10 protein-coding genes are annotated in these 12,804 nt (G+C 67.7%); 6 read left to right on the top strand and 4 right to left on the bottom strand.

Going from position 1 to position 12,804, the window contains the following annotated elements:
* Positions 1–123: 123 nt before the first annotated feature.
* The 3 genes from DKG75_RS21995 to DKG75_RS21985 are packed head-to-tail and all read right to left on the bottom strand — an operon-like array spanning position 124 to position 4,152.
* Positions 124–1,350 (bottom strand): acyl-CoA dehydrogenase family protein, encoded by a 1,227-nt coding sequence (locus DKG75_RS21995; RefSeq protein WP_109923345.1) that lies wholly within the window; start codon positions 1,348–1,350, stop codon positions 124–126.
* A gap of 9 nt (positions 1,351–1,359) precedes the next feature.
* A complete protein-coding gene (locus DKG75_RS21990; protein ID WP_109923344.1) occupies positions 1,360–3,000 on the bottom strand; it encodes a rhodanese-like domain-containing protein in 1,641 nt (546 codons plus the stop codon).
* A 12-nt stretch (positions 3,001–3,012) separates the two neighbouring features.
* Positions 3,013–4,152, bottom strand: a complete 1,140-nt coding sequence (locus DKG75_RS21985) for an LLM class flavin-dependent oxidoreductase (protein ID WP_109923343.1) — start codon at positions 4,150–4,152, stop codon at positions 3,013–3,015.
* A gap of 246 nt (positions 4,153–4,398) precedes the next feature.
* Here DKG75_RS21985 and DKG75_RS21980 point away from each other — a divergent pair, with 246 nt between their 5' ends.
* From DKG75_RS21980 to DKG75_RS21955, 6 genes are all read left to right on the top strand, one after another.
* Entirely contained in the window at positions 4,399–5,718 is a 1,320-nt protein-coding gene (locus DKG75_RS21980; protein ID WP_109923342.1) for an LLM class flavin-dependent oxidoreductase, read from the top strand.
* 140 nt (positions 5,719–5,858) lie between these two features.
* Positions 5,859–7,001, top strand: coding sequence for an ABC transporter substrate-binding protein (locus tag DKG75_RS21975; protein WP_166646305.1), 1,143 nt, complete (start codon positions 5,859–5,861; stop codon positions 6,999–7,001).
* A gap of 55 nt (positions 7,002–7,056) precedes the next feature.
* Complete coding sequence (locus tag DKG75_RS21970) at positions 7,057–7,944, top strand: branched-chain amino acid ABC transporter permease (protein WP_109923340.1); 888 nt, start codon at positions 7,057–7,059, stop codon at positions 7,942–7,944.
* A 16-nt stretch (positions 7,945–7,960) separates the two neighbouring features.
* Entirely contained in the window at positions 7,961–9,787 is a 1,827-nt protein-coding gene (locus tag DKG75_RS21965) for a branched-chain amino acid ABC transporter ATP-binding protein/permease (protein WP_109923339.1), read from the top strand.
* Complete coding sequence (locus DKG75_RS21960) at positions 9,787–10,491, top strand: ABC transporter ATP-binding protein (protein WP_109923338.1); 705 nt, start codon at positions 9,787–9,789, stop codon at positions 10,489–10,491. The genes DKG75_RS21965 and DKG75_RS21960 overlap by 1 nt, the downstream gene beginning before the upstream one ends.
* Complete coding sequence (locus DKG75_RS21955) at positions 10,491–11,864, top strand: LLM class flavin-dependent oxidoreductase (protein WP_109923337.1); 1,374 nt, start codon at positions 10,491–10,493, stop codon at positions 11,862–11,864. The genes DKG75_RS21960 and DKG75_RS21955 overlap by 1 nt, the downstream gene beginning before the upstream one ends.
* Here DKG75_RS21955 and DKG75_RS21950 read toward each other — a convergent pair.
* A complete protein-coding gene (locus tag DKG75_RS21950) occupies positions 11,846–12,682 on the bottom strand; it encodes an oxidoreductase (protein WP_109923336.1) in 837 nt (278 codons plus the stop codon). The genes DKG75_RS21955 and DKG75_RS21950 overlap by 19 nt on opposite strands.
* Between the last annotated feature and the right edge of the window lie 122 nt (positions 12,683–12,804).

The following is a 12,804-nucleotide window of genomic DNA, read 5'->3' as shown; positions in this document are numbered from 1 at the left end:
CCTTTTACACACCACGAAATCCGGTCAACCTGCCCACGGAAACATTGATCCGTATTTATCGACGTCCATCACGTCATTTGTGTATTTTACAGGCGCAAGTTTTTCTTTCCCGCCCGCCCGTCATCATAGCTTGGTCGAGATCGGCGGCAGGCGGCCGTTCAGCAGGAAATCGCCGATGGTCCGGTATTTGTAACTGACCGGATCATGGGTGGTATGGGTGCGGGCATTGCGCCAATGCCGGTCCATATTGTGCCGCCGCAGCGTGGCCGAGGCGCTGCCCAGGCGATAGAGCCCCTCACTGACCCGGAGCGAGCCGACCTCGGCGCTGGCCTTCGCCTCGGCCACCGCGATCGAGGCTTCCGAGAGGGCAAGCTCCAGGGCCTCGCCGCTCAGGGTGCCGGTCACCTGGGCCTCGGCGGCTCGGTCGAGAATGCGGGCGGCGCGCAGGATCATGGCTTCCGCCTGATGGACCAGCACCGCCATCTCGCCCGCGGCCAGCAGGGCATAGGGATCGTCGGTCTGGCGCTCGACGCCTGCTTCCGGCATGGGACGGGTATTGTTGCGGGCGTAGTCGATCACCTCGTCCAGGGCGGCCCGGGCGATGCCGGCGTCGATGGCGGCATGGAAGATCTGGGCGCTGGCCCCGACATAGGAGCGCTGGCGGCCGAAATGGGGCTGGCGGATCACCTCCGCCTCCTCGACCGGGACATCGTTCAGGATCGCGGTGCCGCTGGCCGTGGTGCGCTGGCCCATGCTGTCCCAGTCGTCCTCGATGGTGAAGCCTTCGCGCTTGCGCGGCACCACGGCCAGGATGCGCTCGCCCTGCTCGGTATCCGCCGAGACGAAGAGATATTCGGCGAAGAGACTGCCGGTGCAGTAGTATTTCCGCCCGCGCAGCAGCAGGCGGCCGTCTTCCCGCACCAGGCGGGTATTGACCTCGCCGATGGTGCGGCCGCCGCGCTCGGCGAAGGCATTGGTGATCAGGTTGCCCTCCAGCACCTTGCGGTACCAGAATTTCCGCTGCTCCTCGGTCCCGTCCAGCAGCAGGACGTCGAGGAAGAACAGATGCGGCTGGATCGACTGGGCGATATTGGGATCGCCCCGGGCGATCTCGATCAGCGCCTCCGACATCTCCACGAAACCGACGCCGCGCCCGCCATAGCGCCGGGGCACGCGCAGGGCATGGAAGCCGCTGGCCTTCAGGCGCTTCATCTCGTTGAAGGGCAGGCGGCGCTCGCGGTCGCGGTCGGCGGCGTCGCGGGCGAAATCATCGGCCAGAAGGCGGGCGAGACCCAGGGCGTCGCGGGGATCGTCGCCGTTCTGGGCCAGGAGGGTGACATTGCGGCTCATGACGGGTCCTCAGACGGCAACGGGCTGGCGCAGCAGGCGGAAACGATTGTCGGGGTCCCGGTTCAACTGGCTCAGCAGCTTCACCTCCCAATCCAGGTAATCGATCATGTGGCTGGTGGTGTCGCCCGGCCGTTCGCGCGGCGTGAACCAGACGTCGTCCACCGTATCGAGCGGGTGGGGAATGCCCTTTTCCAAAGGCTGGCCCGCCGCCGCCCAGGCCCGGTTGCCGCCGCCGAGCAGCAGCAGGCGCGGCCGCCCCGGCACGCCGGCGACCCCGGCCGCCCGGAGATCCGCCGCCGCCAGCCGGGCCCAGGTGCCGTCTTCCGAGGTCAGCACCAGCGCCTCCGCCCCTTCGGGCAGATGGTCCGCCAGCCGGGCCCGGATGCCGAAGCGCGCCCCCGGCACATGCCCCGCCTTATGGGCCTTGCTCAGCGCCAGGTCGATCACCTCGACCCCGCGATCGCCCAGCAGGGCCAGCAGGCGCTGGGGCGAGACGCGTTCGATATCCTCGTCCTCGATCCCGGCGAGGCCGAGCACGCGGGGCGTCCCCGGCCCGGTTTCCAGGGCGCCCTGGCCAAGGCCGCCATCGAGGACGAAGACATCCGCAAAGCCCAATTGCTTCAGCCAGAAGGCGGTGATCCGCGCCCGCCCGAGGCCGGCATCGTCGACCAGCACAATACGGGCGCCGAGCACGGCGGCGAAACTGTCCGTCTCCTGCACCAATTGGCCGCCGGGGGCGGACAGGCTGCCGGGCATATGGCCCTCGCCATATTCCGCCGGGGTACGGACATCGAAGAGATAGAGCGTGCGCTCGCCCGCCGCCTGCCACGCCTCGAGTTCCGAGCGGGCGACGGTGCGAACCCCGGCCTCGGCCGCGACGCGGGCCCCGGCCACTTCGGCGAAGGCCCGGGCCTTGGGCGAGACGGTGGCGGGCGGCCGCCCCTCGGCGCCAATGGCAAGGTCGAGCCCCGCCATCGCCCAGGCCATGGTGCCATCCTTCAGGGAAACCACGGGATTGGGCAGGCCGGCGCTGATCAGGGCCTGGGCGCCGATGATGCTGCGCGTGCGCCCGCCGCAATGGACGACCACGAGTTCGTCCGGATCGCGCACCAGATCGGCGATCCGGAACGGCAATTCGGCGCCGGGCGCGAAGATGGAACCGGGCACGGTGTGATTATGGTGTTCCTCGAAGGGGCGGGCATCGAGCAGGGCGATCTTCTCGCCCCGGGCCCGCCGGTCCGCCAGCTCGCGCGCGGTGATCCAGGGCGTGCCCCATTCATGTTCCACCACTTCGGCGAAAGCCTTGCTCGGGACATGAACGCCGGCATAGAGCGGATGGCCGGCCGCCGCCCAGGCGCCGTTGCCGCCCTCAAGGACATGGACGCCGGTATAGCCGAAATCCGCCAGCCGAACGGCGGCACGCTGCGCCACGCCCTCGCCCGCATCGGTCAGCACGAGCCGCACCGCCGGCCGGGGCAGCAGCGCGGGCGCCAGCACTTCGAGCCGGGACAGCGGCAGGTTGGCGGCATGCAGCAGGTGGGAGGCGGAGAAACTCTCCTCTTCCCGCGCGTCGAGAATGGCCAGTTCACCGCCGTCATGCAGCCATTGGCGCAGCGTGGCGGGGGTGATCGCGGGGATTTTCGTCGTCATGTCGCTGCTCCCTCAGTGGCGCAATCCCGCCTGCCGCAGCAGGGGCAGGATGCGGGCACCGAAAAATTCTAGATCCGGTTCGTAATCGAAGAAGTTCACCTGGATGCCGTCGCAGCCCGCCGCCTTCAGGCGCAGGCATTGCTCCACCACCTGTTCCGGCGTGCCGAAGATCTGGATATTGCCGCCGATGATCCGCTGCTCGCGCCGGTGGCCGGACCAGGACTTGGAATCGCCGCCGGAGAAGCCTTCGACGAAGGCGGTCAGCGCCGCCTCGTCGGCGCCCTCGACGATGCGGCGGTGGACGGCCTCCACTTCCGCCGTACTGTCGCGGGCGATGATATGGGGGTTGATGATGGTCTGAAGGCGCCGGCCTTCCTCCGCCGCATAGGCTTTCAGCCGCGCATTCACCGCCGGCAGCACGTCGAGCGCAGCCTCGATCGCGGCCCCCGCCGGGCTGGTGATGAAGACGAGGTCGGAATGGCGCGCGGCATAGCGAAAACCGGCATCCGACGAAGCCGCACTCACCAGCAGCGGGCGGCGATGGGCCGGCCGGGGCGAGACATAGGCCCCCTTCAAGGACCAGCGCGCCCCCTGGAAATCCAGTTCCTCATCCTCGGTCCAGAGCTTTTCGACGATGGTCGAGAATTCGTCGAGCAGGCGGTAGCGCTCGTCATGGGCGATGGGGGCCTGGCCGAATTTATCGGCCTCGCCCTGCAGGAAGCCGGTGACGAGATTGGCGCCCCAGCGCCCGCCGGTGATGTGGTCGAGGGTCGCGCCGATCCGCGCCAGATTGAGCGGATGCCAGCCGTAAAGCGCATGCACGGTGGACAGCAGCACGATGCGCGAGGTCCGCGCCGCCAGCGCCGCACTGGACGCGAGCGAATCGAGCGAATTGGCCCGGAACCGGGTGCGCCCGCCGAAACCGTCCTTGCCCAGCCAATTGGCGAAGCCGAAGGCGAGGTCGAAGCCGATCGCCTCCGCCCGGGCGACGAGGCGGGCGTTGTAGTCGAATGTCCAGTCGGTGCCGCGCGGGGCGTCCGACACCGTCCAGCCGCCGGCGTATAGCGGCAGGAACAGGCCCAGCACCAGGGGCTGGGCCTGCAACCGCGCCAGGGGCGCCTGATCTTCCCGCGCAGGGGTGATGATGGACAATGCGGTGTTCCATTGCGTTGCCGGTTCCAGCCGGACTATCCGCGCAGGCACCGCTTTCGGCCAAGGCAATTACAATCGTGACCCGACAAACAAATTTTTTCCGAATTCCATCTGTGCTTAATGGAAAGCCGCGCTTTAGCCCGGCCCAAGAATTCCTTTCTTGCAAGGCCGGCCCCGGGCGGCGGCAAATGGCCGGCCGGCGGCCCGCGCCCGCCGGATACCGTTTATGTTACATGAAGGCAGCCCATGTCCGACCGCGCCCGCCAGATGTCCCTTGCCGGTTTCCTGATCGCCGGCCCGGTGGTGCACAGCCATGCCCTTTGGCGCAACCCGGCCCGGCCCCTGCCCTTTCTCAGCGCCGATTATTATCTCGATATTGCCAGGACGCTGGAGGCCGGCTGTTTCGACCTCCTGTTCTTCGCCGATCGCCTGGGCATCGGCGACCGTTTCGGCGCGGACAAGGACACTGGGCTCCGCCACGGCGACCAGGATGCGACGCGCCTGGACCCGATCCCCGTGCTGTCCATGATCGCGGCGGTGACCCGGCACCTGGGGCTGGGGGCCACGCGCTCCACCACCTATGACCAGCCCTATAACCTGGCGCGGGAATTCCGCACCCTGGATCACCTGTCGGACGGGCGGGCGGCGTGGAATGTCGTCACCTCGATGAACGACGGCGAGGCGGCGAATTTCGGCGTCGACAGCCACATGGGCCACGACGAGCGTTACGACCGCGCCGACGAATTCCTCGACCTCGCCTTCAAGCTGTGGGACAGCTGGGAAAGGGACGCCCTGATCCTGGACCGCGAGACGGGCCTGTTCGCCGATCCGGCCAAGGTCCATTACGTCAACCACGAGGGGCGTTACTTCAAGTCCCGCGGCCCCCTGAATATCCCGGCCAGCCCCCAGGGCCGCCCGGTGATCATCCAGGCCGGCTCCTCCGACCGGGGGCGCAGCTTCGCCGGCAAATGGGCCGAGGTGATCTTCACCCTGGCGCCCGACCAGCCGTCGCGCCGGCGCTTCACCGACAGTATCCGCGCGTCGCTGGTGGAGGCCGGGCGGGCGCCGGACAGTTGCAAGGTGCTGCCCGCGATCATGCCCTTCATCGGCGAAACCCGGGCGGCGGCGGAAGCGAAGCGCGACCTGCACAACAGCCTGGTTTCCCCCGTCGTCGGCCTGTCCACCCTGTCCGGCCATGCCAATGTCGATCTTGCGGGCTTTCCCATCGAGGCCCCGGTCGACGAATTGCGCGGCAGCGGCACCCAGGGCAATCTCGCCATGGTTTCGCGCATCGCCCGCGAACGGCAGATGACGCTGGCCGATGTCGGCCGGGAATACGGCCAGAGCGTGATGGTGCCCCAGATCTGCGGCACCGGCGCAGAGGTGGCGGAGGAACTGGCGGCGATCTTCCTGTCCGGCGCCTGCGACGGTTTCGTCGTCTCGCCCGCCTTCCTGCCCGAGACTTATCGCGAGTTCGTGGCCGGGGTGATCCCGCATCTACAGGAACGCAGCGTGTTCCGCCGGGCCTATCCGGCCGGGACGCTGCGGGACAGGCTGTTCAATTAAAACAGAACACGTCAGTAAAAATTTCCATTTCTCACCATCGATAATTTAATTGGCTTCAAGAACACACATCATCCGTCCAAATTCGGCCGTGGATATCGACCGCGCGGCCCGCCGCGCGGCATGGAGGGGATATGATGCGTGTGACGAAGACCCTGGGCCGGCTCGCGGCCCTGAGCGGGGCTGCCCTTGCCCTGGCCCTCGGCCTTGGCGCGACCGCTGCGCGGGCCGAGGAGAGCTTTCCCATCGGCGTCTGCCAGAGCACGGCCCAGGGCCCGGCGAAATTCGCCGCCGCCCTGCTGAAGGGCACGGAACTCGCCCTTGAAGGCGTCAATGCCAATGGCGGCATCGACGGCAAGAAGGTCGTCATCGTGCCGGTCGACGTCGGCAACAACGATCCGGCGCAGGCACGGCTGTCCTTCACCAAGGCGTTCGAAGTCGACAAGATCAAGGCGCTGCTGTGCTGGGGCACCAATGTCCTGGTCCAGAACGGCCCGCTGATCGACGAGGCGGGGGTCGCCACCTTCACCATCTCGCAAGGCTTGAATGTCACCGCCAAGGCGAAGCTGATCCAGCAGTTGGAGGCGGTCACCACCCTGCAATGCCGCGCCGTCGCCCGTCACCTGAAGGCGAATTTCCCGCAGGTGAAGACTTTCGCCGTGCTCTATGTGAACTACGAATTCGGCATCGAAAGCCGTGACCAGTGCGAGATCGAATTCGGCAAGGAAGGGATCAAGCTGGTCGCCTCGGAAGGCCATCCGAACGCGCCGAGCGACCTGCGCGCCCAGACCACCAAGCTGCTGGAAGCGAAGCCGGATGCGATCTATCTCGCCCCGATCGGCGGCGGCACGGTGCCGCTGGCGATCCGCGCCGGGCGCGAACTCGGCTATGAAGGCCTCTACATCACCCATAGCGCCGGCGATACGCCGGACGTCTATCGCCTGAAGCTGGCCGAGCAGAATTTCTTCTTCATCAGCCATGTGACGCCGGATCAGGCGCCGCAGGCGGTGAAGGATGCGATGGACACGCTCGGCGGCTATGCCGGCGCCGGCTTCGACTATGGCTGGACCATCGCCCATATCGCCAACGAACTGAAGGCGGACGGCAAGGAAATCACCGGCACCGCCCTGATCGAGCGCCTGCGCGCCGACAGCCGGGTCACCACGCCGCTGAACGACTTCATCTTCCTTGCCGACGGCAAGACCGTGCGCCCGCTCGGCGTCTTCGGCGTGAAGGACGGCGGCCGTTACCTGGTGAAATCGATCGCGGCCAGCGATCTCGAATGACGCGTACGCATCCGGCCGGCACCCGCCGGCCGGACCGTTCCGGCGGAGGCAGTACATGCTTGGCAGCCTGACCCCCTATGTGATCAATGGCATCGCTCTCGGCCTTGCCATTTCGCTCGTCGCCCTCGCCCTGGCGCTGGTCTGGCGCACGGTCGGGCATATCGATTTCGGCCTGGGCGCGGTCTATCTCGGCGCGGCCTATACCGTGCTCTATCTCAAGGGGGAAGTGCAGGCGCCGCTCTGGGTCGCGACCCTGGCGGCGCTGGCGGTCGGGCCGGCCATCGCCATCGCCATCTACTGGCTGGTCTATCGCCGCTTCGTCTCGCGCGGGGCGCCCCTCTTCGTCCTCGTCCTGGTGGCGCTGGCGGTCTTCATCGCGGCGCAGAACGGTGCCGGCGCTGTCGTTTCCGCCCAGAAATTCTATTTCATCGACGACATCATCCCGGGCTGGACCGTGGCCGGCACGCGCCTCAACGCCGTGCAGATGGTGAAGGTCGCGGTCAGCCTGCTCGCCCTCGGCGGGGTTGCCCTGTTCTGCCTGCGGACCGACATCGGCCGCTGCATCCTGGCGGTCGCCGACAACCGCAACCTGGCCCAGGGCCTCGGCATCAGCAGCGCCGTGGCACATACCTGGACCTATGGCGTCGCGGGGCTGATCGTCGCCGCCGCCGCGATCCCGGAGGCGGCGGAATCCGGCGTCGATCCCTATATCGCCACCAGCCCCGTCTTTCTCGGCATGGCGGCGATCATCATCGGCGGGCTCGGCCGGTTCCGCAATCCGGTGCTGGGCGCCATCCTTCTCGGCCTCTGCTTCCACCTCGCGGTCTGGGCCTTCTCGTCGCGCTGGCAGGAGGTGATCGCCTATTCCCTGGTGATCGCGGCCCTAGCGATCCGGCCCCAGGGCCTGTTCGGCGGCATGACCATCGCCCGCGAGCGGCCTTGAGCGCGGGAGACCCAGCATGTCCTATCTGATCGACGTCGCCACCCTTGCCGCAATTCTCGCCATCGCCACCCATGGTTACATGCTGATCAAGGGATTGGGCGGGTTGCTGCACCTCGGCCATGCCGTCTTCTACGGCCTCGGCGCCTATGGCGCGGCCATCGCCAGCGTGAAACTGCTGCCGGCCGGGGCCTTTCCCCTGTCGCTGCTGCTCGGTGCCCTTACCGCCGGCGTCGGCGGGTTGCTGGTCGGCCTGCCGGGGCTGCGCGACCGGGCGCGCTATTTCATGATCGTGACCTTCGCGATCCAATTGATCTTCGTCACCTTCATGATCAACCTCGAGATCACCGGCGGGCCGGACGGCTTGAACAATATCCCCGGCATCGCGCTCGGCCCCTGGCAGCCGGGCTCGAAGGACGTGATCGCGCTCGGGCCGCTTCAGGTCACCTATCCGGTCCTGAAGCTGGCGGTGATGATCGGCTTCGCCGCCCTTTCCTTTCTGCTCTGCACCCGGCTCATCCGCTCGCCCTATGGCCGGCTGGTCCGGGCCACGCGGGAAGATGAACTGGTGGTCGAGGCCTATGGCCGCGCGGCGACGCCGGTCAAGCTCGGCATCCTGGTCATCGGCGCGGCGCTGACCGGCTTTGCCGGTGCGCTCTTCGCCCATCATTTCAACTATGTCGGCCCCAGCCAGTTCGAATTGGACGCCACGGTTCTCTTCCTCGTCATGCTCATCGTCGGCGGCCAGTACAGCCTGCTGGGGGCGACCCTCGGCACCGTGCTCATGATCGCCCTGCTCGAAGTGCTGCGCTATCTGCTGGAAAGCGTGCTGGTGGTGCCCTTCGAGATGACGGCGCACCTTCGCCAGGTCTTCTTCGCCGTCGCCCTTCTCGCCATGCTGTCGCTGCGCGGCGGCGGCATCATGCCCGAGCGCCTGCCGCGCTACCGCAACGCCCGCCCCGCCCCGGCGCCCCAGGGCGACGATGAATTCGCCCCCGTGCCGGTGGACTCCTTGCCGGTGGACTCCGCGCCCCGCGTCGTGCCCCTGCCCAATCACGGACCGGAGACGAAGCCGATCCTGAGCGCCCGGGGCCTGGCCAAGCATTTCGGCGGCGTGCAGGCGGTGGCGGATGCCGGTCTCGACCTCTACAAGGGCCGGATCGTCGCCATCATCGGCTCGAACGGCGCCGGCAAGACCAGCACCTTCAACATGCTGAGCGGCTTCGAGACGCCGGACAGCGGCACGATCACCCTGGCCGGGCACGCGATCGCGGGCAAGCGCCCGGCCGCGGTCGCCCGCCTCGGCCTTGCCCGCACCTTCCAGGATGTCCGCATGTGGAAGGGCCTGACGGTGATCGAGAATATCCTGGCCGCCGGCCTGGACCAGCCGGGCACCCATCCCCTGGCCCTGCTGTTCCGGGGCGGCCGGGCGCGGGCGGCGGAGCGGGCCAATGTGGAACGCGCCTGGGCCCTGCTCGAACGCTTCGGTCTCCAGCATCATGCCAACCTGCGGGCGGACCAGATTTCCTATGCCCAGCGGAAGATGCTGTCGCTGGCCCGGATCACCGCCTTCGACCCGGAAGTGATGCTGCTGGACGAGCCGACCTCGGGCGTCGATCCCCGGCGGCTGTCGATCTTTCTCGATCACATCCGCGCCTTCGCCAAGGTGGACAACCGCGCCGTCTGCCTGATCGAACACAATATGACCGTGGTCCGCGAGCTGGCCGACTGGGTGATCTTCATGGACGAGGGCCGTACCGTCGCCGCCGGCCCGCCCGAGGAAATCCTGGGCGACCACGGTCTCATGCGCACCTATCTCGGCCACCGCGAAAAGAAGAGGGCGTGATGCTGGCGATCGAACATCTCGTCACCGGTTACGGCAGCGACGCCATCATCCGCGACGTCAGCTTCACCATCCCCGAACGCAGCATCACCGCCGTGCTGGGCCACAACGGCGCCGGCAAATCGTCGCTGGTTCGGGCGCTGATCGGGCTGATCCCCGCGTGGTCGGGGCGGATCGTGCTGGACGGCACCGATCTCGCCCCCCTGCCCTCGGCCCGGCGCATCGATGCCGGCATCGCCGTTTCCTTCCAGGACGATGCGGTATTCCCGACTCTGAGCATCGCCACCAACCTCCGCCTCGGCGCCAAGGTGCGCTGGGGCCGGAAGGCTTGGGTGGAGGAACGGCTGGAGCATATCCTCACCCTCTTCCCCAAGCTCAGGGAGCGTTACACCCAGGTCGCCTATACGCTGTCCGGGGGCGAGCGGCGCATGCTGTCGATCGGCATGGCGCTGATGAGCGATCCGCGCCTGATCGTCCTCGACGAACCCTCCACCGGCCTCTCCCCCAGCATGACCCAATTCGTGCTGGAGACGGTCGGCGACATCCGCGACCGCCTGGGCAAGTCCATCCTGCTGGTCGAACAGAATGTGCAGCAGGCCCTGGCCCTGGCAGACCGGGCGGTGGTGCTGAAGACCGGGCAGGTCACCTACCAGGGCAGCGCCGCCGATCTTGCCAGCGACGCCACCGATCTCGTGATGATGTTCTGATGTCCCGGCCGATCCGCCTCAATGCCTTCGCGATGAATTGCGTGGGCCATCTCGCCCCCGGCCTCTGGGCCCATCCGCGCGACCAGTCCCATCGCTACCGCGAACTCACCTATTGGATGGACCTCGCCCGTCTCCTTGAACAGGGCCTGTTCGACGCCCTGTTCCTGGCCGATGTGAACGGGATCTACGACGTCTATGGCGGCAAGCCAGATACCGCCATCCGCAATGCGGTGCAGGTGCCGGTGAACGATCCCCTGCAGATCGTGCCGGCCATGGCGGCGGTGACCCGCCATCTCGGCTTCGGCATCACCTGTTCCACCGCCTCCGAGCATCCCTTTCCCTTCGCCCGGCGCATGTCCACCCTGGATCATCTGACCGGGGGGCGCGCGGCGTGGAACATCGTCACCTCCTTCCTCGCCAGCGGCGCCAAAAGCCTGGGCCAGGACCGCCTGACGGCCCATGACGACCGCTATGCCTATGCCGACGACTATCTCGACGTCTGCTACAAGCTGTGGGAGGAAAGCTGGGCCGACGGCGCGGTGATCGCGGACAAGGCCCGGGGGATCTATGCCGATCCCGCCCTTGTCCGCCCCGTGCAGCACCAGGGCCCGCATTTCACCGTCGAGGGCATTCATCTGTCCGAACCCTCGCCCCAGCGGACACCGGTGCTGTTCCAGGCCGGCGCCTCGGGCCGGGGCCGGCTGTTCGCCGCCACCCATGCCGAATGCGTCTTCATCGGCGGGCCCAGCCGCACGGTGCTGAAAGGCTACGTCAAGGCGATCCGGGAGCAGGCGGCGGCGCTCGGCCGCGATCCCCGGGATCTCGTCATCTACAACCTGCACACCGTCATCCTCGGCCGGACCGAACGGGAAGCGCGGGAAAAACTGGAGGATTACCGCGCCCACGCCAGCCTGGAAGCGGGTCTTGCCCTGCTCTCCGGCTGGACCGGGATCGATCTCTCGCAATACGACCCGGACGATCCCTTCCGCCGCATCCATACCGAGGCCGGACAATCGGCGATCGACTCCTTCACCTCCGCCGATCCGAACAAGGTCTGGACCATTCGCGAACTGGCGCAATGGGCAGCACTAGGCGGCCGCGGGCCGGTCAGCGTCGGCACGGCGGCCAGCGTTGCCGACGAGCTGCAAGCCTGGGCGGCGGAGACGGGCGTCGACGGTTTCAACCTCGCCTTCGCGGTGATGCCGGAAACCTTCACCGATGTGATCGAACACTTGATCCCGGAATTGCAGCGCCGCGGTGTCTATCAGACCGCCTATGCCGAGGGCACGCTGCGCCAGAAACTGTTCGGCCGGGGCGACCGCCTGCGGTCGCCGCACCCGGCGGCCGGGCACCGTCAGGCCCTGTCGGCCTGACCGTCGGTTTCCGCCGAACGCACGCGCCACGCCTCGATATCACGGCGGAAGGCGTCCGTCCTGGCCAGGGCGCGGCCGATGGCATTGCCGCCGACCACCAGCCGGAGCGGGGGTTCCGCCGCCGCCAGCGCCTCCACCACCAGGGCGACGGCCCGGGCCGGATCGCCGCCCTGGGGTGCTCCCACCGCCGCCCGGCGCCGGCCGGCCGGGGTCTCGGCATAATCGGGATGGGCGGGCGCCAGTTTCAGCGAGCGGCCGGCGAAATCGGTCTTGAACGGCCCCGGTTCCACCACGAGAACCCGGATGCCGAAGGGCGCCACCTCGATCGCCAGGGCATCCGACAGGCCCTCGACCGCGGCCTTGCTGGCGGCGTAATAGCCGACCCCCGGATTGGGCGCGATCCCGGCAATGGACGAGAGGTTGACGATCCAGCCCCCCTGGCGGCGGCGCAGCACCGGCAGCACCCGCCGGGTGACATCGGCAAGGCCGAAGACATTGACATCGAACAGGGCGCGGATGCCCGCGTCCTCCCCCTCCTCGACCGCGGCGATGTAACCATAGCCGGCATTGTTGACCAGAATGTCGATGCCGCCGAAGCGGGCGACGGCGGCATCGACCGCCGCCTGGACCGAGACGCCGTCGATCACATCGAGCGCCAGCACCAAGGCGCGCTCCCCCGCCAGATCGGCAATCGTGGCGGGATTGCGCGCCGTCGCCACCACCCGGTCCCCGCGGGCGAGCGCCGCCGCCGCCAGCAGGCGGCCGAAGCCGGACGAACAGCCCGTGATGAACCAGACCGCATTCCCGGGCAGCGCCATGCCCCGCCTCCATCCTTGACCACCGCCGATTGATAGCCGGCGGCAGGGCTTCCGGCCAGCATTCAACACATGATTTCGAAACAATAATTCTTTCATACACAGGAAGTTTATTATTCTCGCCT

The organism is Zavarzinia compransoris (genome assembly GCF_003173055.1).
In the GTDB taxonomy this organism is placed as follows: Bacteria; Pseudomonadota; Alphaproteobacteria; order Zavarziniales; family Zavarziniaceae; genus Zavarzinia; species Zavarzinia compransoris.
Note: the sequence above shows the minus strand (reverse complement) of the source record. Positions and strands in the feature narration are given on the sequence as shown.